This is a genomic window from Cobetia sp. PDI-12MA (assembly GCF_059507695.1).
Map to the genome: position 1 here is coordinate 900,666 of NZ_CM183351.1, position 19,948 is coordinate 920,613.

The 19,948-nt window shown below is 63.5% G+C and carries 17 protein-coding genes and 1 riboswitch; of the genes, 4 read left to right on the forward strand and 13 right to left on the reverse strand.

The window, feature by feature from the left end:
- Positions 1-57: 57 nt before the first annotated feature.
- The 8 genes from AC5WNI_RS03875 to AC5WNI_RS03910 all read right to left on the reverse strand — a co-directional run bounded on the left by AC5WNI_RS03875 (position 58) and on the right by AC5WNI_RS03910 (position 9,970).
- On the reverse strand, positions 58-1,512 hold the full coding sequence (locus AC5WNI_RS03875; protein WP_285460126.1) for a WecB/TagA/CpsF family glycosyltransferase: 1,455 nt from the start codon (positions 1,510-1,512) through the stop codon (positions 58-60).
- Positions 1,512-2,594, reverse strand: coding sequence for a glycosyltransferase family 2 protein (locus AC5WNI_RS03880; RefSeq protein WP_495928734.1), 1,083 nt, complete (start codon positions 2,592-2,594; stop codon positions 1,512-1,514). Before AC5WNI_RS03880 ends, AC5WNI_RS03875 begins: the two co-directional genes overlap by 1 nt.
- Positions 2,591-3,967: an oligosaccharide flippase family protein gene (locus AC5WNI_RS03885; RefSeq protein WP_495928736.1), complete on the reverse strand. Its 1,377-nt coding sequence runs from the start codon at positions 3,965-3,967 to the stop codon at positions 2,591-2,593. The genes AC5WNI_RS03880 and AC5WNI_RS03885 overlap by 4 nt, the downstream gene beginning before the upstream one ends.
- A gap of 146 nt (positions 3,968-4,113) precedes the next feature.
- Entirely contained in the window at positions 4,114-5,487 is a 1,374-nt protein-coding gene (locus tag AC5WNI_RS03890; protein WP_368448384.1) for an O-antigen ligase family protein, read from the reverse strand.
- Positions 5,488-5,494: 7 nt separating this feature from the next.
- Entirely contained in the window at positions 5,495-6,949 is a 1,455-nt protein-coding gene (locus tag AC5WNI_RS03895; protein ID WP_285460130.1) for a GumC domain-containing protein, read from the reverse strand.
- 58 nt (positions 6,950-7,007) lie between these two features.
- A complete protein-coding gene (locus tag AC5WNI_RS03900) occupies positions 7,008-8,180 on the reverse strand; it encodes a polysaccharide biosynthesis/export family protein (protein ID WP_175088291.1) in 1,173 nt (390 codons plus the stop codon).
- Complete coding sequence (locus tag AC5WNI_RS03905) at positions 8,180-8,539, reverse strand: STAS domain-containing protein (protein WP_175088290.1); 360 nt, start codon at positions 8,537-8,539, stop codon at positions 8,180-8,182. The genes AC5WNI_RS03900 and AC5WNI_RS03905 overlap by 1 nt, the downstream gene beginning before the upstream one ends.
- 225 nt (positions 8,540-8,764) lie before the next feature.
- Positions 8,765-9,970, reverse strand: coding sequence for an AmpG family muropeptide MFS transporter (locus tag AC5WNI_RS03910; protein WP_285460131.1), 1,206 nt, complete (start codon positions 9,968-9,970; stop codon positions 8,765-8,767).
- 253 nt (positions 9,971-10,223) lie between these two features.
- On the opposite strand from AC5WNI_RS03910, the gene rfaH reads away from it, so the two are divergent.
- Both rfaH and AC5WNI_RS03920 read left to right on the forward strand, forming a co-directional pair.
- Positions 10,224-10,751 (forward strand): transcription/translation regulatory transformer protein RfaH, encoded by a 528-nt coding sequence (rfaH, locus tag AC5WNI_RS03915; protein ID WP_175088288.1) that lies wholly within the window; start codon positions 10,224-10,226, stop codon positions 10,749-10,751.
- A 68-nt stretch (positions 10,752-10,819) separates the two neighbouring features.
- Complete coding sequence (locus AC5WNI_RS03920; protein ID WP_175088287.1) at positions 10,820-11,326, forward strand: FKBP-type peptidyl-prolyl cis-trans isomerase; 507 nt, start codon at positions 10,820-10,822, stop codon at positions 11,324-11,326.
- 637 nt (positions 11,327-11,963) lie between these two features.
- Here the strand turns inward: AC5WNI_RS03920 and AC5WNI_RS03925 are convergent.
- Positions 11,964-12,374: a ComEA family DNA-binding protein gene (locus AC5WNI_RS03925; protein ID WP_175088286.1), complete on the reverse strand. Its 411-nt coding sequence runs from the start codon at positions 12,372-12,374 to the stop codon at positions 11,964-11,966.
- A 295-nt stretch (positions 12,375-12,669) separates the two neighbouring features.
- Here AC5WNI_RS03925 and pyrF point away from each other — a divergent pair, with 295 nt between their 5' ends.
- On the forward strand, positions 12,670-13,371 hold the full coding sequence (gene pyrF, locus AC5WNI_RS03930) for an orotidine-5'-phosphate decarboxylase (RefSeq protein WP_175088285.1): 702 nt from the start codon (positions 12,670-12,672) through the stop codon (positions 13,369-13,371).
- A 122-nt stretch (positions 13,372-13,493) separates the two neighbouring features.
- Here the strand turns inward: pyrF and AC5WNI_RS03935 are convergent, their stop codons facing one another.
- Positions 13,494-14,318, reverse strand: coding sequence for an SIMPL domain-containing protein (locus AC5WNI_RS03935; RefSeq protein WP_175088284.1), 825 nt, complete (start codon positions 14,316-14,318; stop codon positions 13,494-13,496).
- Between the two features lie 178 nt (positions 14,319-14,496).
- Here AC5WNI_RS03935 and AC5WNI_RS03940 point away from each other — a divergent pair, with 178 nt between their 5' ends.
- Positions 14,497-15,333, forward strand: coding sequence for a helical backbone metal receptor (locus tag AC5WNI_RS03940; RefSeq protein WP_175088283.1), 837 nt, complete (start codon positions 14,497-14,499; stop codon positions 15,331-15,333).
- Positions 15,334-15,383: 50 nt separating this feature from the next.
- On the opposite strand, the gene cobO is transcribed toward AC5WNI_RS03940, so the two are convergent.
- The 3 genes from cobO to AC5WNI_RS03955 form a co-directional block, all read right to left on the reverse strand.
- Positions 15,384-15,983, reverse strand: coding sequence for a cob(I)yrinic acid a,c-diamide adenosyltransferase (gene cobO, locus AC5WNI_RS03945; protein ID WP_175088282.1), 600 nt, complete (start codon positions 15,981-15,983; stop codon positions 15,384-15,386).
- Between the two features lie 122 nt (positions 15,984-16,105).
- A complete protein-coding gene (locus AC5WNI_RS03950; RefSeq protein WP_495928740.1) occupies positions 16,106-17,992 on the reverse strand; it encodes a TonB-dependent receptor domain-containing protein in 1,887 nt (628 codons plus the stop codon).
- 132 nt (positions 17,993-18,124) lie between these two features.
- A riboswitch (cobalamin riboswitch) is annotated at positions 18,125-18,377 on the reverse strand.
- A 285-nt stretch (positions 18,378-18,662) separates the two neighbouring features.
- Positions 18,663-19,904 (reverse strand): NupC/NupG family nucleoside CNT transporter, encoded by a 1,242-nt coding sequence (locus AC5WNI_RS03955; protein ID WP_175088280.1) that lies wholly within the window; start codon positions 19,902-19,904, stop codon positions 18,663-18,665.
- Positions 19,905-19,948: the final 44 nt, after the last annotated feature.

A 19,948-nucleotide genomic window follows, 5' to 3' on the forward strand; every position in this document is an offset into this window, starting at 1 on the left:
CTTGGCATGAATCATGACACTGGTGCAGCGCAGCACGAATGAGAGAAGTCTCGCGCATCAGTAGGCTCCACGGCTGGTCAGAACGGCAGGAATCGTGCGCAACAGCAGCTTGATGTCTTCCTTGATGCCCTGACGATGCAGGTAGAAGAGATCCAGGTGGATCTGCTGCTCGAAGGACAGGTCCGAGCGGCCCGACACCTGCCACAGCCCGGTCAGCCCCGGGGTGGCATCCAGACGCATGCGCGCGCGCGCCTCGTAGAGCGCCACTTCGCGGGCCAGCGCCGGGCGAGGCCCGACCAGTGCCATCTCGCCGCGCAGCACATTCCACAGCTGCGGCAATTCATCGATGGACAGCTTGCGGATGATACGGCCCACCCGCGTGATGCGCGGGTCCTGCTTCATCTTGAACAGCACCCCACCCTCGCTCTCATTGGCGGCCTGCAGTTCGCGCAGACGCTCTTCGGCGTCGATGTACATCGAACGGAACTTCCACAGCTTGAACGGCCTGCCATGGCGCCCGATACGCTCCTGGCCGAACAGCACCGGGCCTGGCGATTCCAGGCGGATGGCCAGCACGGTGCCCAGCAGCAGTGGCGATAGCACCAGCAGCACACCGCTGGCACCGACGATATCCATGGCGCGGCGCGCGCGCGGGGTCAGCCAGTTGCTCACTCGCCATCGAAAGTGGCGCCAGTTGGAGCGTGATTTCATCCACAGGCCGCGTCCGGGGATCGCCTCTTCCCCATATTTACGTACGCTCATCAGAAAGCTCGGGTTGCCAAGTACGTAGCGCTTGAACATGCGGCGTGGCTCCATCAGCAATCGCCAGGCCCATTCCATGCCCAGTCTGCGCACGACGCCCGGCGCACGTGGAATGCGCTGGGAATAGAAGTCGAAAAGACCGCCGACGCCCATGACCACTGGCACCTCGAGTCGCTCACGATAGGTCGAGATCCACTTCTCCTGCGTCGGTACGCCCATCGCCACCAGCAACAGGTCGGTGCCCTGATTGATCTGCGCCAGCACGTCGTCGATGATTTCCGGGCCGATGAAACCGTGATGTACACCACTGATCTCGAGCGTCGGCCATTGCTCGCGGAGCTTGTCAGCCATCCTGTCGGCCACGCCCGGGGCGGCGCCGAGCAGGAACAGGCGCTTGTTTTCCGCCACCAGCATGTCGCACAGGTGGGGCAGCAGATCGGTGCCATTGAGGTTGGCTTCGAGCTCCTGGCCGAGCATGCGGCAGGCCATCTTGACGCCGCTGCCATCGGGCAGCAGCAGGTCGCTGTCATGCAGCACCTGCATGTAGTAGCGATCGACCTGGGCCACGTTCAGGCAGTGCGCATTGACGAAGTTGACGGTGCGCGGCTGCGGGTCGCTGATCCAGCTCTTGAGCAGGCTCAGGCAGGTGTCGAGACTGGTGTTGACGAAGGGCACCCCCAGCACCTTGACGTGAGGCAGCGTCTTGACGCGCTCTGTGGTGAAGAGGGCTTGATCCAATGGCTGGCTCATCATGGCGACTCCACTTCATGAGCGTCCTGCTGTTGATTCGGTCTGGCCGACTGCGGGCGCGGCGCATTGTCGATCTTCTTCTTCTGCGCCTTGCCGATGACCCCCTGGGCGAGCCCTTCACAGCGTAGATAGAGACTCCTGGGCATCACGCGCAACATCAGGGCGGCCCCTGCCGTGGCAGCGGTGCGCCCGAATTCCGCCTTCCAGACGCCCGGCCATGCCTTGATGGCGCGGCGGCAATACGCCCAGGCAGCCTCCCCGTCACGCAGGCGAATCGCCTGACGAGACAGGTAGCGCAGTTGATAGGCCTGGGCGCGGGGGTACCATTGTTCGATGAAGTCAGGCGCGTAGGCGCGCGTCAGCTCGACGATCGCAAGCCAGCTCTGGTACTGGCGCTCCAGTTGTGCCGAAAGCCCGCCTTCATTGAGACGGTAGCGGGTCAGCGGCTCGGGAATGCCTTCCACCGTGGTGCCGGTCTTGAGGGCGATGCGTGTCCAGCATTCGATGTCTTCGCTCTGGCGCAGGCTCTCATCGAAGTAACAGGGCAGCACGCCGCCCCCCTTGACCTCACAGTCGAAGGCGATGGCCTCGAGAATCTCGCGGCGGATGACCGGCGCCGAGCCATTGCCCACCGGGTTGCGACAGAACAGCAGCCCCGGCGTGATGTCGGTCAGGCTCGGCATCTGATAGTAGTCCAGCGGCTCGCCAGCGGCATCGATGAAGGCCGAGCGCGAGAAGGACAGGCCTACCTCGGGGCGTGCCTCGAGGTACTCGCGGTGGCGCGCAAGTTTCGCGGGCTCCCAGATGTCGTCGGAGTCCAGGAAGGCCAGGTAGCGCCCCTGTGCGGCACGCACGCCGGTGTTGCGCGCCCCGGCCAGACCGCGATTGACCGGATGCGTGATCAGCGTTATGCGCGGGTCGTCATAGGCCTCGCAGATCGCTCGGCTGCCATCGGGGGAGCAGTCATCGATTATGAGCAGTTCGAAGTCGCCGTCTTCCTGCGCCAGCACGCTGTCGATGGCGGCCGCGACGAAACGTTCGACGTTGTAGATCGGCATGATGACCGAAAAGGTCGGGGTCATGGTCTGGCCTCCTGGACGTCCCTGTCTGGGGAAAGCGATGCGGTGGTTGCTGCGTGAGGTGTGTCTGGTGAATCTGGTGGCGGCGCATCTGTCACGGGGCCGTCCTGAGCGAGGATCAGCCGGCGTGTCCACAGATAGCCGGGCAGGGCGGCCAGGCTGATGCCGACCAGAATGCCGGCCGCGACGCCATTGATGCCGAAGGGCACGCCGGCGAACATGCCGGCGCCGAGCATCAGCGTCATGAAGATCTGCAGCTTGAGGTCTGCCCCGGGCATGCCCTGGGCACGCAGCAACTGGCCGCAGCTGTCGAGCAGGATGCGCGGCAGGGCCGAGAGGCAGATCAGGATCAGGATCGGCAGGGCGCCACGCTCGACCCAGGCTTCCCCGAACAGGATCGGGACATACCAGGGCGCCAGCAGGCTCTGGGCGATGATGGCGGGCACGGCGACCAGCGCGAACAGGCGCATGCCGTGGTGCATGCGTGCCAGTCGTTCGCGAGACATCATGTCGCCGCACAGCTGCGGGAAGATGGCGGTGGAGTAGGCGCGCAAGAGGCCAAGGCTGATGCCGAGTCCGGCATTGAAGGCAAAGAAGTAGACGCCGAGCACGTCCATGGCGAACAGGGCGCCGACCAGCAGGTAATCCATCTGCTGACGCAGTACCGAGACCACCTCGACGCCCATCATCGGGCGCGCGAAGCTCATCAGCGGACGCGACCAAAGCGTGGAGGGGCGCTCATCTATGCGCCATGACTCGCACCAGCGGTAGGTCAGGGTCCAGATGGGCGTCACGATCAGCTTGGGCAGGATCAAGGCCCAGAACCCGGCGCCCATGGCGGCCAGCAGCATCACACCGATGGCCTCGCCGATGCTCTGGCCCATCTCGATGCGCGCCGTGATGTGCAGGCGGTTGCTGCGCAGAATTCGCGCCGCGTTGATGGCGGCGGGGGGCAACATCGGGAAGATCAGCGCCAGCGCCATCAGTGGCAGGGTCAGATCGGGAGCGTCATAGAGGTAGGCCAGCAGCGGGGCCAGTGCCATCTGTAGCACCATCAGGCCAAGACACACCACCCAATTGAACCAGTAGGCATCGCGGCACAGGCGTTCATATCCCTCGCGACCGGCCTGCACCAGAGCGGGTACCACGGCGGCATTGGAGATGGCGTGCATGATCTCGTGCGCGGTGAGCACGATGGCGGCGATACCGAAGGACTCCGGCGCGATCATGCGCGCCGCCACCAGGGTCGCGCCCAGACGCGCGATGCGGTGCACCCCTTGCGACATGCCCATCCAGGCCAGATTGCGGATCAGGCGGCCATTGCCACCGTCTCCACCACCTGTCAGACGTGTCTTGAGTCGCGTGATCACCCCCATCGCCTGGCTCCCTGGCTTGTCGTGCCTTTCCAGGCACCTGGTCTTGTCAGTCATGCTTTTGAACGGCTGGTGTAGCCACTCTAGCGCAATGTACTGATGAATTGGCGTGATCTGGCGCAGCATTGTTCCACTATCCCGTGATCGGACTAGGTTGCCGTGTCGCTGCTGCCGGCATCGGCGGAGGCGGGCGCTGCCCTTGAAAGCGGCTTTTCCACATCCACCGGTCCCATGTTGTGGATATGCCCTTCGCTGGCGGGCAGGCCCGCCAATTGGTGCGCCTTGCCGATCAGGATCAGTCCCGGCCAGATCAGATAGGCCAGAATCTCCAGGTTCTCGCCGAAGGAGTAGACGAACAGCAGGCCGACCATGATCAGGCCCAGCTGCACGACAGGGCGGCCGACCACGAAGCGCAGCAGATGCAGCAGGCTGGCCAGCATCGGGATCAGCAGCGCGAAAAGCCCGAAGATGCCCTTGACGAACAGGAGTCCATACCAGCTGTGGTGAGAGCCGATCGGCATGTACTCCACCAGGTGCGGTCCGCGCTCGACGATGCCGTGGCCGAACCATGGTGCCTCATTGCGCCAGCGATCCACCGCGATACGCCCCAGCGCGGCACGCACACGGGTCGAGTCCGCTCGCGAGCCCTTGAAGGCGGCGATGAAGTTGTCGATGGCTTCCAGAATCGGCGCGCCGAGAAAGCCGGCGATCAGGCTGAGGCCGGAGAAGCTGAACCACAGCCACGGCTTGTGCAGGCGCTTGAGCAGGAACATCCCGGCGCTGATCAATACCAGCGACACCAGTGCCATTCGTGAACCGGACATCAGGATCATCAGCACGCTGCCGCCGATGCCGATCGCCTTCCATATCGGATGCTTCTCCAGCAGGGCACAGGCGAAATAGATGCTGGCGACAAAGCCCACCGCCGGGGCCCAGGGCGTGAACAGTCGCCAGCGCGGCATGCCGCTGCCGGGATCGATCTCGTAGAGCGAGACGGCGAAGAATTCCGGCCCCGGCCCACCGATAGCCTGTAGTGGCGAGACAAAGGGTACCTGGGGCAGCCCCGCCAGCCAGGCGCCGACGAATACCGGCAGCAACAGCATGGTATGCAGGCAGACATGCATGGCCGCGCGAATGATCACCGCCGGACGGATCGCCAGGCAGCCGATGACCGGGAAGACTGCCAGCAGCGCCCAGCCCTTGGCCCAGCCGATGGAGGACTTGATCAGCTTGCCGGTGCCGAGGTTCTCGATCAGATGGCCGGCCAGCAGCGAGAACTCCATCACGATCATGCCGATGATCCACACCCATAGCGGCCAGGGCAGGCGCGGAAAACGCTGGCGGCCCTTGAGGTGCAACCAGGCGGCACGCATCACCAATGACCATGCCAGCACCGGTGCCAGCACATAGAGGCCGCCGACCAGATAGAACAGATAGGTGGCGGTGATCGAGAACCAGATGATGCGCTCTTCCGGGGTCTCGGGGCGGACATCCGCCTCCGGTCCGGCCTTCAGGGAAAACATCGGCGGCTCACACGCTTTGCTGCAGGCGCAGCAGGTAGGGTTTCCTGATCCACAGCAGGATCAGGCCGATGATGCTGAAGACGCTGGCGGCCAGCGCGCCGACGATGGCCAGCTTGATGCCCAGCGAATCCGCCTTCTCGGGCAGTGGCGGTGGGTCCAGAATCTGCAGCATCGGGTAGCTGGCGAAGGGGTCGATCTGGCCGATGTCGATCTTGGCCAGCGCCGTGGTGTAGACCGCCGTGGCGACCTGCTGCTCGCGCAGCAGGTCCTGCAGTTGGGCGGCCTTGGCGACACTGTTGTCCAGCCGTTGCTGGCGGGCCGCCAGATTGGCCCGCCCGGTGGCAAGCTCGCTGATCACGCCGCGCCGCTGGGTATCCAGGGTGATCAGTTCGCCGACCAGAGTGTCCTGATTGGCATGGCCGGACGCGGCACGCAGGGCACTCTGGTTGCGCGAGGACTGGCGGGGAAGCAGCTGGCGCATGCGTGAGGCCAGCGAACGCTCGAGAGAATCAAGTCCCGCGGCCAGGTTGATGACTTCCGGATTGCGCTCGCCCCATTTGCCGCGTGCTTCATCGAGACTGGCCGCCTGCTCCGCTGCCTGCGTCAGCAGCGCCTGATAGCGGGCATCGCGCTGCAGGGCGATCACGCCACCGGCCTGGCCGGCATCCAGCCCCAGGCGACTGGACAGGGTGGCGAGCCGGGCATCCAGAGCCGACAGCTCGCCATCACGCGTCTCGAGTGTGTCCTTGAGCGCCTCGACACTCAGCGTCAATTCCTTGAACTGCTCCATGGAGACCAGCCCGGAGGTGGACTGGAACTCGAGCAGCTTGCGCTGGGTTTCCTTGAGCGTGCGGTCGTAGGTCTCCAGCGAGCGGCGGATGACGGCTTCGCGGCGCGCCTGTTCATCATCGCGCAGCTGTTCGATCACTTCATTGAAGGCATCGATGTGCGCATTGGCACGTGCGAGCGCGGCCCTGGCGCTCGGCGCGCTGGTCTGGAAGGCGATCAGGGCGGTCTGGTCGGTCAGCTTGATCTTGGGCTTGCCGTAATCGTCGGGATGCATGTCGACCATGCTGGCAGCACGCTCGAGCACGGCGGGACTCTCGGCGATGGCGCGGTAGTTGACCTTGGGGTCCAGCGAGGAGCTGGAATAGGAAGAGTTGGCGCTGGTGCTGGCCTGGCCGATGCTCTCGAAGTTCACCGACAGGCCGGAGCCGGTACCCGGCAGGATCATCGTCCAGCTGGTGGTGTAGGTGACAGGTGCCACGGCGATGAAAGTGATGGTCACCCCCCAGATGACACTCATGATGGCGGTCGCCAGCAGCAGGTAGGCCGCGCGGCGGGTGCGCGGGCGCATGCTGGAGCCACGCGCCGCCCAGCCCAGCAGGACGCCCAGAAGTCGGCGTCTCAGTGAGGGCTTGGCTGCGTCTTGTGGTGTGTCGGGTGAGCGGGACTCTGTCATGCACATCCTTGTCGCGTGGTAGTGATCAGTCGCATTCCATCAACGGACAGGCGATGGGTTACAGCAGAGTGGCCGGCGTGAGCAGGTCAGTCAGCGTGCGGGCGATATCACGGATGTTGGTGACACCGGAGTCATAGCAGCCGACCACATCTTCGGGCATCAGGTAGGGATTGACGCCCACATCCGCCGGATTGGCCAGCAGGGCATCGATACCGCGATCGACCACGACCGGCTGATGCGTCATCGGGTTGGTGCTGATCAGCACCGCGCGACGTGAACCAGAGGTCGCCTGGATGCCGCCGACGCAGTTGGCATTGATCACGCCCTGCAGCATGCGCACGCCGTAGGGCACCTGCGAGCGCAACACCGTGTAATTGCTGACGTTGTTGTTGTTGGCAGGGGTGGTCAGGTTGGAGGCATAGATGACGATGCCCGGCGCGGTGAGAGGCGAGGGGCGCATCAGCGCGGCCTGGAAGGCGCCGCTGGAAGGCACGTGGATGCGGTCACCCACACGCAGCCAGGGATTGGCGGCATACTCGCCGTCGATCAGGCCTCGCATGTCGAGAATCTGTGTCTGGCCGTCGCGAATCAGCTCGATATGGCTCAGGTCCGCATCGGGGCGGATGCCACCGGCCGTGGTCAAGGCCGCCGATAGACGGCGTTGTTGACTGGCATCGCCGCCAGCGAAATCGCGGCGCACCATGCGCTCTTCCGGCAGGCGGGTATTGATGACCGCCTCCCCCGGGAAGAACACCGCGCCGGACACCGCGACGGCCAGCGGCGCCCATTCCTCGAGCCGGATGCTGACATGTGCCAGGCCCGGGCGAATCAGCTCTTCCTGCACCAGACGCCGGGTGACCTCATCCGCCAGGTCGTCGATGGTCTTGTTGGAGGCCTCGACCGGCGAGAGCCACGGCAGGCGCAGACGTCCGTCATGATCCACCTCGTAGCTGCCATCGAAGAGTTCGCTGCCGGCGACCCTGACGCTCAGACGATCACCCGCCGCCAGCCGCTGGTCATCGCCCGCGGGCAGTTGCATGAAGCGATCATCGGCATGAGGGGCAGGCAGCTCCAGTGGCCAGTGGGTCGCCTGTTGCCAGTGGTCCTCGGCGGGAGTGTCGTCCAGCATGATCGGCGTACAGCCGCCCATCAGGCCGGCCGTGACCGCGACGCCCAGCAGGCGTCGAAGAGAGCAGGCAAGGGAGGTGGGCCGAGTCAGGTCGCGTTTCATCAGGCTACCTCACGAGAAGGCCCTGTCCGCGTGTCACCGCTCGACTCCAGCAGCGGGTCGCGCTGATAGTAGATATCGAAGAGCTCGAACAGGCGCACGCGCTCCAGCTCTGCCTGCATGACCGGCGAGGGTTCGACCACCACCAGCGCCGCCGGGGACAGCGCATCATGCAAGCTGACCAGCACCGAAAGACCATCGGCATCGATGGCTTCGACATGGCTGAGATCCACCGCCAGCGTGCCGGTGTGCTCAGGAATCATCGCCAGCATCTCCTGGCGGAAATAGCGCGCGAGCTCGCCTGTCAGCTGGGCAGGCGGCGTGATCATGATGCCTTCTTGCATCCGGGTGGTGATGGGCATGACGGGCTCCCTGTGCTTGATGTCACCGCCTGGCCCCAGCTGGGCCTGCAGTGCAGCTTGTTATCTTCATGCACTATGCCGCATAAGCATCGTTTACCTGCTGTTACAGTGTCAACGACGCCGACTGACTTGCCTCATTCTTTCCTGCTGGGTTTTGTGGTTCTGCCCGCTGTTCTCGGGCTCTCTTGCTGTTTTCAGGTTTTCGAGGATGCCTTCGCGGCGTTGTCACTCGCCCGACATGGCGGGTGACTTGTGCGGCGTGGCCAGCATCGCGCCCCAGTGGCGAAAGCGCAGCAACAGCAACAGGCCCGGTATGGCGGCCAGCGTGCAGATCCAGAAGAAGCTGTCCCAGCCGGCCGCATCGGCCAGATAGCCGGAGGGCGCGGCAATCACCACGCGCGGCAGGCCCATGATCGAGGAGAGCATCGCGTACTGGCCGGCGGTGAAGCGCTTGTCGGTCAGCGCGCCCATGAAGGCGATGAAGGCGGCGCTGCCCATGCCGGCCGCCAGGTTTTCGAAGGCGACCACAGCCGCGAGCCACGGCAACGAATCACCGACGTGATGCAGCCACACGAAGCCGGCAGTCGACACCATCTGCAGGATGCCGAACCACCAGAGCGCCCGATAGATACCGATGCGCATGATCATCAGGCCGCCGAAGAAGGTGCCGGCCAGCAACGGCCAAAGACCGAACAGCTTCACGGTCGCGCCGATCTGGGAGTTGCTGAAGCCGATGTCCTTGTAGAAGGGCGTGGTCAGATTGCCCGCCACGGAATCGCCCAGCTTGTAGAGCAGGATGAACAGCAGCAGCCAGATGGCACCGTCGCGCTTCATGAAGTGGCGGATGGGGTCCCACAGGATCTCATGCAGATGATGGGCGCGCGGCGCGGCCTGTGCCTCGGGCTCCGGTGCCAGCAGGGTCACCAGCATGCAGGCGCCAAGAGTCGCGGCCATGATCAGGTAGGTCACGCGGAAGCCGATCATGTCGGCCAGCACCAGGCCGCCGGCCGAGGCCATCAGCATGCCGATGCGGTAGCCATAGACATAGAAGCTGGAGCCCAGCCCCAACTCGTTGTCCGGCAGATGCTCGCGCCGATAGGCATCGATCACGATGTCCTGGGTGGCGCTGAAGAAGCTGACCGCCAGCGCGATGGCGCCCATGGTCAGCGGCGACATGTGCGGGTCCTGCAAGGCAAGCAGCGCGATGAGGGCGGTCAGGGCCAGCTGGGCGATCATCAGCCAGCCACGGCGCCGGCCGAGCACCGGCGGCATGATGCGGTCCAGCAATGGCGCCCACAGAAACTTGAGGGTATAGGGCAGGCCGACGAGCGCGAGCAGGCCCACGGCGTCCAGTGATACTCCGGCATCCGTCATCCAGGCCTGCAGCACGCTACCGGTCAGCAGCAGTGGCAGCCCGGAGGCGAAGCCCATCAGGAACGTGATACCATGACGGCCAGCGAGTAAGCGTAAATCCTTTGAAGTCAAAGCCTTGCCTGTCCATGCAGAGGGTGTGGCCGCGCGTGTCACACGCACGGTGAGCGGCTATCTGCCGCTTGCGTCATTCATGGCCGGATTGTCGCACTGCCTGAGGGCAAGAGCCATGCATTGTCCTGCCGGTCAGCTGACAGGCATGATGCAGGTCGAGACACGCATGAGTGGGGCAGGCAGGCAATGAGAGGTCATCATGAGTGAAGCCCGAGAAGCTGCCAAGGCGCATTGGTATCTTATCCAGTGCAAGGGCGGGGAGTCCTTCCGTGCGGCGGAGAACCTCACCAATCAGGGATTTCACGTCTTCCACCCCCTGTTGGAGGTGGAAAGGAAGCGCGGCGGCAAGCTGCGTTGGGTCGAAGAGCCGCTCTTCCCCTATTACCTGTTCATACGCCTTGATCAGATGGATGACAACTGGCGTCCGATTCGCTCGACCCGTGGCGTGCTCAAGCTGGTCAGCTTCGGCAATACGCCAACGGCGGTGCCGACATCTCTGGTGGAAGCCCTGATCGCCAGCGGTGAGCAACGCCAGGAACAACCGCCGGAGAATGTCTATTTCCGGGCCGGCGAGCAGGTCGAGATCATCGATGGCCCCTTGAGTTCGCTCAGTGGCGTCTTTGAGAGCGCGAAGGGCGATGAGCGCGTCATCGTGCTGCTCAATCTGATCAATCAGCAACAGCGTGTCGAGCTGTCCAGTCGTCAGCTGCGACGCAGCGAAAGCTGAGTTGCCGACCTGTCTCATCCGACTTGATCCGCGAGACCGCATTGCACCTTTCTTCTGGAGTGGTTCCCATGGCGATTACTTCCCAGCAGGTCGTCAGCCTGCATTACACCCTGCGCACCGCTGATGGCACTGTGCTGGATAGCTCCCTTGAGCGTGAGCCGATGGACTACCTGCATGGCCACGACAATATTCTGGCAGCGCTGGAGAGCGCACTTGAAGGCTGCGGTGTCGGCGACCGCAAGATCGTCAATCTGACGCCTGCCGAAGGTTTCGGTGAGCGGGATGAAGGCCTGGTGCAGTACTTCGGGCGTGATGCCTTCGGTCCGGGCGAGATCAACGCCGGGATGCGCTTTCAGGCCCGCACCCCGGAAGGCCAGCGGTCGGTCACGGTGCTGGAAGTCGGTGAGCAGCAGGTCAAGGTCGATGCCAATCATCCGCTGGCAGGTCAGGCGCTTAGCTGGGAAGTCGAGGTGCTGGAAGTGCGCGATGCCACGCGTGCCGAGCTCTCGGCCGGTCATCCGCTCGGTCTCGATGTCAGTCATACCGAGATCGAAGACAAGAAGGTGCGTCGCTGAAGTAGGCATTGCAAAAGGGGGTATCGCTCAAGCTCCTCGTTGCAGCCCCTCTTCAACAACAGACAGCCCCGCTGCCGGAATCCTCGGCAGCGGGGCTGTCTGTTGTTGGGGCCTATGGCGATGGAGAAAATTGATATGGATCAGTCGTCTGCGCGCCAGTCGCCAAGATCGATCCATGAAGCCTTCAGGACTTGATGCAGATCAGATTCGTGCGGGGCGGGGCGGGGTAGAGTGTCCCTGTCGAGGCCGCAGCAGGCCGACACAGGCGGAAGAGCTAGCGATATCAGAGCTACTGATATCAAAGCTACCGATGTCAGAAGCAGAGGTGTCAGCTGCCGACAGAGGCTGGCATTGAGGGAGCCCCTTGGGGAAGGGGCAGGCCAGGATGGCCGCTGTCAGAATCGGGCTTTTTTGCAGGTGCCGATTCGCCGTCAGGGGAGGGGGAAACCCCGCTAGCCGACCTTCGGGTCGGCTTTTTTGGTTGTGGGGTGCATAGGGGGAATGGCTAGCACCGCGTTTGCATGACGCTGGCTTGCCGGTGCGCTACTTGAAATTTTTTGCAGTTCTCTGGGAGGAAGAGAGTCGATGGGCAGGCAACCCCGCGACTGACACGAGGTTGCCTGATTGGTGAGGCGGCTCAACTATTGTTGCTGGCAGTCTTGAGACTCTCGACTTCCTTGTGGGAGTCGACGCTCTGGCCTTTCTTGACAGCCTGGTTCTTCTGGATAGCCTCGTCTTGCTTGACCGACGGGCTCTTCGTGTTGATGCCCGAGGTCGTCTTGCCCGGCTCGCCCAGCGTCAATGTCGTGTTCATGCGCTTGAGCGTATTGGGGCCGATTCCCTTGATTTCCGTCAACTGTGACACGTCGGTGAAGGGGCCGTTCGCCTTGCGCCACTCGACGATGGCCTGGGCCTTCTTGCCACCGATGCCCTTGAGCTCGGTCAGTTGTGCGGCAGTGGCGGTGTTGATGTTCATGTCTGCGGCCTGGCTGGCCGGTGACAGTACCAACAGGCTGGTCACGAGCAGTGTTCCTAATAGAGTTTTCATGGTCGCTTCCTATGCTCACATCAGGGTGGTCGATTGGGTGTGCGCGGAGCCACCACCCGAGGCCCTGCGCGAGAAATACTCTGGCTCAGGTATTAGGTTTGTAGTCATTTAGATTTAAACGGTTTCTCATCCTTACGCCGCTTTCTGCGCTCAACGCAAGAAAGCGCTAAGAGGCGTTAGCCTGCTGATTCGATTCGTCTTTCCCTGGGCATACAACCACAGAGCCGAGCGCTATAATGTTGCCCCGAGCCCATGACCTCCTGTCATTGCGCCTGCCACATCGCCTGGAGCCCGGATGCCTGCCACGACTTCCCCCCTGATCATCGCCCTCGATTACCCGGACATGAGTGCTGCGCTTGCCATGGCAGACCAGCTGGATCCTGCGCGCTGTCGCGTCAAGGTGGGCAAGGAGCTGTTCACGCGTGTGGGTCCCGAGATTCTCAAGGCATTGCATCAACGCGGCTTCGAGGTCTTTCTCGATCTCAAATTCCATGACATACCCAACACCACCGCTCAGGCCGTGCTGGCGGCAGCGGAGCACGGCGTGTGGATGACCAATGTCCACGCCTCTGGTGGTGCGCGCATGATGCAGGCCGCCGCTGAAGCCCTTTCGACTCGCGGCCTCGACACCCAGTTGATCGCCGTCACGGTGCTGACCAGCATGGAACAGGCCGATCTGGCCGGTATCGGGCTGGATGTCACGCCGCTTGCGCAGGTCGAGCGGCTGGCGGCCCTCGCCCAGCAGAGTGGCATGCACGGTGTGGTGTGCTCCGCACGTGAGACCCCGAGCCTCAAGGCGCTGTGTGGCCCAGAGTTTCTCAAGGTGACGCCGGGTATTCGCCCGAGCTTCGCGCAGGCCGGTGATCAGCGGCGCACCATGACGCCCGGTGAAGCCATGGCGGCCGGTAGCACCCATCTGGTGATCGGGCGTCCTGTCACCCAGGCGCAGGATCCGCTGGCGGCGCTGGCGCTGATCGAGCAGGAGCTGGGCGCCTGATCGGCTGATTGTCTGCCTCATGGGCATAAAAAAAGACGCCAGTCGCAGACTCTGCGGCTGGCGTCTTTTTCATGGCAGTGATCACTGCTGCTGATCACTCGCTCACGTTTTGCGCGACGACCTCAATCGGCAGGCTTGATATGCCAGCTGACCTGAACGCTGCTCTCGAGGCTCAGCTCGCCCGGGCGGTATTCGCTGCCGCTGCTCTTGGCCTCCGCCATGTCGGCACGCATCGCCATCATCTGCGGGCGCGGGCTGTGAGAGGACTCATTGATCGACTGCACGTTGCCCAGGGTCGCGCCGAGGGTCTCGGCCATCAGCTGTGCCTTGTGGCGTGCCTTGGTCAAGGCCTCCTTCAACACCTTGTCTTCCAGGGCGTCCCGTTCACTGATCTGATACTGCACACCGGCCAGTTGATTGACACCAGCGCCCAACAGCAGGTCGATGACTTCCGGCACCTTGTCCAGGTCATCGAGAGCGAGGCTGATCGGGCGTTCGAGGTGCGTACGACGCCATTGCTGGGGCTGCTGCTGACCATTGTTGCGCTCGTAGTACTGCTCAGGACGCAGGTTGAGGCTGCCGGCGCTGATCTGACGGCTGTCGATGCCCGCTTTCTCCAGTGCCTGAATCAGTGTCGTCATGCGTGATTCCAGTGACTCGCGCGCCTTGCGGGCCGCCTGGCCCTCGGCCTCGCTGTCGGGAGCCTTGTCGTCCACCTTGCGAGCGGGCGTCTTCTCCCACAGGCGAGCCTGGATGGTTGCCTTGTCGGGCGCCGCCTCCAGGCTGGCACTGGCGCTGACATGCACCAGTGCCGGTGCGGGCGTCTGGTCGGCGCGGGCCAGGTGTGTGGCGCTGGCGGTGCAGAGCGCCAGGCCGCACAGCATGGCGGTACGACGCAGGCGCTGGGCGAGGGGGGCGGGGCCTCTGGTGGCGTGGTTCATCAGCATGGGAAATCCCTTGAGTAAAGTGGCAACATTGTCGCCTGGCGCTTGGTGAGGGGCATGAATGCGGGCGCGATAGGCTTGAAAGTATCAGCAATGAGGGCGATGCGTGAAGGTATACGAGAGACTGCGCTGGATACGAGGCGCTGCACAGGCAGTGCTGGCGCTCGTCATGACATTGCTGATGGCGTCGCCTGCCCTGGCCGCAGGGCGTGAGGTGATCGACGATGCAGGCGATGTCGTGACGCTGTCACAGCCAGCGCAGCAGGTGGTCACGCTGGCCCCGCACGCGGCCGAGCTGGTATCAGCGGCAGGAGGCTTGCCGGCCTTGATCGGCGTGAGCCAGGGCAGTGATTTCCCCCTTGCGGTCAGTGAGCTGCCGCGCCTGGCCAGTTATCACGGCCCCAACCTGGAGGCACTGCTCAGTGCACGGCCTGATCTGGTCGTGGCATGGGGCAGCGGGCTTTCCGATGAGATGCATGAGCGTCTGACAGCGTTGGGGATGCCCGTCTTCGTCAGCGAGCCCGCCTCACTCGACGATGTGCTGTCCAATATCACCCGGCTTGGCACCTTGCTGGGTACCCGCGACATTGCGGATAAGCATGTGGCGACGCTCGCAGCGCGAATCGAGCAGCTGGGGCGCGCCCGCGACAGTGCCCCCTTGCCGGTCTTCTTCCAGCTGGGGGAAAGCCCGATGACGACGCTGGGCGGCAACCATCTGGTCAATGAGCTGATTCGGCGCTGCGGCGGTGAGCCGCTACTGACGGACTCACCCGCCGTGGTGCCGCAGATCAACCGGGAAGCCTTGTGGCTGGCCAGGCCGCGCCTGATTCTGCATCCGATCGCGAAGGGGCCCGCGCGCGAGGAGTGGGTTGCCGCCTGGCGCGCGAGTGAAGGGCCGCTTTCCGAGGTGGCACTGGCGGGTCTGACTCCTGACCTGATCAGTCGTCCCGGCCCGCGCAGTGTCGAGGCGATGGCAGAGGTCTGCGCTGCCATCGAGAAGGTGCAGGCGTCGGACTGAAGGCGTCAGAGCAAGCGCGTCGGAGCAAGAGCGGCTGGAATGCTGGATGCTCAGAAATCGATGCCGCGCCGTGCCTTGAGACCATGATTGAAGCCGTGGCGAATCTCGGTCATCTCGGTGACGGTATCGGCACAGGCAACGATTTCACGATTGGCATTGCGCCCGGTGATGATCACGGTCTGTTCTGCTGGGCGATTCTCGAGTGCCGTCATCACCTCCTCCAGCGGCAGATAGCCGAACTTGACCATGTAGGTCAGCTCGTCGAGCACCACCAGATAGACGCTGTCATCGCGCATCAGGCGCTGCGCTTGCTGCCACACGGCCTGACAGGCAGCGGTATCGGCTTCACGATTCTGGGTATCCCAGGTGAAGCCGGTGGTCATGGCATGCACTTCGAGATTGGCATCCTCGGCGAGCCGTTCGCGCTCGCCGCATTCCCACAGCCCCTTGATGAACTGGATGACCCCGACCTTGTAGCCATAGCCCAGCGCGCGGGTGATGGTGCCCCAGGCGGCGGTCGTCTTGCCCTTGCCGTTGCCGGTGAACACCAGCAGCTGGCCGCGCTCCTCAGTGGCCTGCGCCACCTTGTCATCGACATGCGACTTGAGCTTTTCCATCGCGACCTTGTGGCGGGTATTGCGGTCCGTCATGCGTATGCTCCGTGAGTCAAAGGCACAGCATCGACCCGGGGGCGGTGCCCTGATCGGTGCTGTGCCATGTGTGGCTGGCTATCGTCCGAGGCTCTTCGAAAGAGGTGCCCCGGGAAAGCCGATCAGAAGAAGAAGGTGACGCCGCCTTCCACATAACGGCCCTGGGTGTTGTAGCCATTGACCAGCTGATATTCGCGATCGAAGACGTTATCCAGCTTGGCGCTCAGCTTGACGTTCGGCATCACCTGCCAGCTGGTGCGCAGATCGACCACGCCATAGCCGGCAGTGCGCGTGTCGGTGTAGGTGTCTGCGTCAGTATCGCTGCGGCTGGCGCTGCCACGCAGCGTGGCACCGAAGCTCCAGTCGTCGAGGGCGTAATCGGCGTCCAGACGCGCAAAGCGCTGGGCGCGGCGCTTCAATTGCTCACCGGTATCGCGGTCCTCCGGATCCTGCCAGGTCATGGCAAGGTTCACGCTGAGCGCATCACCTTGCCAGCCACTGCTCAGTTCGATGCCACGGATGCGTGAGCGATCGATATTGATCGGCGTGAAATTGGCACCTTCGTAGCTGATCAGATTGTCGATATCCGTCTGGAAAGCATTGACGCCTACGTGCCACCGCTGCTCCTGCAGACGCCAGAACAGCTCGGCCGTCGTGGAGGTCTCGGCATCGAGATCCGGGTTGCCGGAGCCGTAGGGGCTGTAGAGGTCGATCAGGTTCGGTGCCTTGAATGCGCTGGAATAGCTGGCACCGAGCTGTTGCGCGGCCGTCAGGTCATAGGCGTAGCTGGAGCCGCCCGTCATCTGATGGCCATAACGATTGTCGTCGTCGTAACGCAGGCTGGTCGTGACGTGGTGACGCTGTTGCTGAAGATGCCAGCTGCCGTAGACGCCGGTGGCATAGCGGCTATCGACGCTGTAGCCCTCGGCGGTGAAGTAGGGGCCATCGGCATCCAGGCTTTCCTCGCGATGGTCCACCCCCAGACTGAGCGTGCCGAGGTCGGTGTAGAAGTCGTGGCGCAGGCCGACCTCGTTGCGGGTGCTGGCGACACGCCCGGCATCGCTGCCGGCTTCGGTGTTCTCGTACTCGTCCCGCGTGCGTGCCACGCTGACCGTCATGTCCCAGTTCGGGTTCAGGTGCGTCAGCAGGCTGGCATCCAATACCATCTGGCTGCCTTCGCCGTGGCAGTCTTCCGAGGCACTGAAGCTGCTGTCGTAGCAGTCGTCATAGTCGTAATCGGTCTCGGTGTTGGCGACGCCGAGGCTGAGCGTGGCCTGCTGACCGAAGTCGTGGCCAAGACGCAGTTCGGCGCCCGTGGCCTCGTAGCCATCATCTTCACTGCCGGTATCGCGGGCCGAGAAGCCATCGCTCTCATCATGATGGAGATTGGCCGAGAGGCGCGTGTCGTCTTCCACTGAGCTGAACTGGGCGTTCTGGCGGAAGGTGCCGTCGCTGCCGGCACGCAGGGTGACTTCTGCATGCTGACCGACTTCGCTGCCGCCACGCGTGATCAGGTTGATCACACCGCCGATGGCATCGGCGCCGTAGACGCTGGCGCGCGGGCCACGCACGATCTCGACACGCTCGACGGCAGCGAGTGGCAGGAATTCGAAATGCGCCAGGCCATCGGCACTGTTGGCGACGCGCTGACCATTGACCAGAATCAAGGTGTGGTCGGACTCGGTACCGCGCATGAAGAGGCTGGTCTGGCTGCCCATCGGGCCGCTGCGAGCGACCTCGATGCCATTGCGTGACTGCAGCAGATCGACCAGCGAACTGGCCTGCAGGCGATCGATCTCGTCACGCGTGATGACTTCCGTGCTGGCCAGGACATCATTCTGCAGCTGTGGAATGCGATTGGCGGTGACCTGAACGGTATCCAGGTCCTCGGATGAATCGGTGGTCAGCGTATCAGCAGCGACGGCGGGCGGGGTCAGCAGCAGCAGGCTACCGACGAGAGTGAAGCTGGCCTGCGCGGATGCGCGACCACGAGTGTTGTTGTGTTTCATGAATGATCCTCAGGCGTCAGACGCAATGAGGAGGACAGGCGTGACAGGGTGCGCGAGCACACGCCCCCGCACGCGCCCTGATCAATCAGGCCCGTCGCGGGAGACTTGCCACTGGTGAGGCCCTCCGCATCAACCAGTGTGGAAGCGAGGGCCGGTCTCCGGACTGACGCCTGGTGGACTCCAATGGCAGGAGTCTCACCCCCTCATGCGCCTTCCCACCTCCTTCCCTTGGGGGAGGCCTGCATGACAGGTCCTCCCGGAAGCAGTGGCTGGCCGTGTCGATCTTGTTGATCGTGGTCGACCTGCATGAGCGTTGCGATCACCGTTGCGGGGGCAGTACGGGGTTTTCACCCGTTTCCCGAACACCCTGGCTTCAACGTGAACCATTGTCTGGGGCGGGGGTGAGGGAGTCAATCGGCAAACCGGCGTTGCGCTGGCTGCCACCCAGGGCCGCTCAGTCGCAGCCATGCAGGGTGAGAAGTCAGAGGGCGAGCAGAGAGTAAGCAGAGGCTAAGTCATAGGGTGCCAGATACGACAACGCCCGCACGGGGCGGGCGTTGTCGAGATGCCAGTCTGTCCAGATGGCGGTGTCTGCTCCATGGAAGCTCGCTTGCAAAAGCTTGCTCTACAGTCGCGTGTTCTCTGGCAACTGGCTCACAAGCGATCATCTCTAGAGAGACAGGAACAGACCGGCGAGACTCGCTGACATCAGGTTGGAGAGGGTGCCGGCGAGAATCGCCTTCATGCCCATCTGTGCGATATCACCGCGACGGTTCGGCGCCATCAGCCCCAGGCCGCCCATCAGGATGGCGACGGAGGACAGGTTGGCGAAGCCGCACAGCGCGAAGATGATGATGGCTTCAGAGTGCTCGGACAGCTTGATCTGGTGGCTGGCGAGATCGGCGAAGGCGACGAACTCGTTGAGCACCAGCTTCTGACCGATGAAGCTACCCGCCTGGATGGCTTCGTGCCACGGCACGCCGATGACCCAGGCCACCGGGGCAAAGGCATAGCCCAGCAGCAGCTGCAGCGTGATGTCTTCATAGCCGAACAGGCCGCTGACCCAGCCGACGATGATGTTGCCCAGCGCGATCAACGCGATGAAGGCCAGCAGCATGCCGCCGACATTGATCGCCAGCTGCACGCCGGAGGCCGCGCCGGAGGCGGCGGCATCGATGACGTTGGTCGGGCGATCGATGTCCTTGCCCAGTGCTTCTTCGACGCTCTGGGTCTTGGTTTCGGTCTCCGGGATCAGCATCTTGGCCATCAGCAAGCCACCCGGCGCCGCCATGAAGGAGGCTGCCAGCAGGTACTTGAGGTCGATGCCCAGTGAGGCATAGCCCACCAGTACGGAACCGGCTACCGAGGCCAGGCCACCGGTCATCACGGCGAACAGCTCCGAGCGGGTCATGCCGGCAATGAACGGGCGCACGACCAGCGGGGCTTCGGTCTGGCCGACGAAGATGTTGGCGGCCGCGGACAGGGACTCCGGACGGCTGGTGCCGAGCACCTTCGACAGACCGCCGCCGAGTACGCTGATCACGACGTTCATCACGCGCAGGTGATAGAGCACCGCGATCAGTGACGAGAAGAACACGATGATCGGCAGTACGCGCAGCGCGAACACGAAGCCGCCACCGCCGAAGACTTCGAACATCTTGTCGCTGACCAGGCCGCCGAACAGGAAGTCCATGCCGACGTTGGCACTGGACATTACGGCCTGTACACCTTCGCTGAGCCCAAGCAGCATGCTCTTGCCAGCAGGCACGTAGAGCACGAAGATCCCCAGCATCGCCTGGATGGCAAAGGCACCCAGCACGGTGCGCAGACTGATGGCGCGTCGGTTTTCAGAGAGAAGGAAGGCAATCCCCAGCAGGGCTAAGATGCCCACCAGGCCCATGACGATCTGCATCAAGCAGCTCCTGAATGCGTAGGTGTTACGTTGAGGACAAGGCA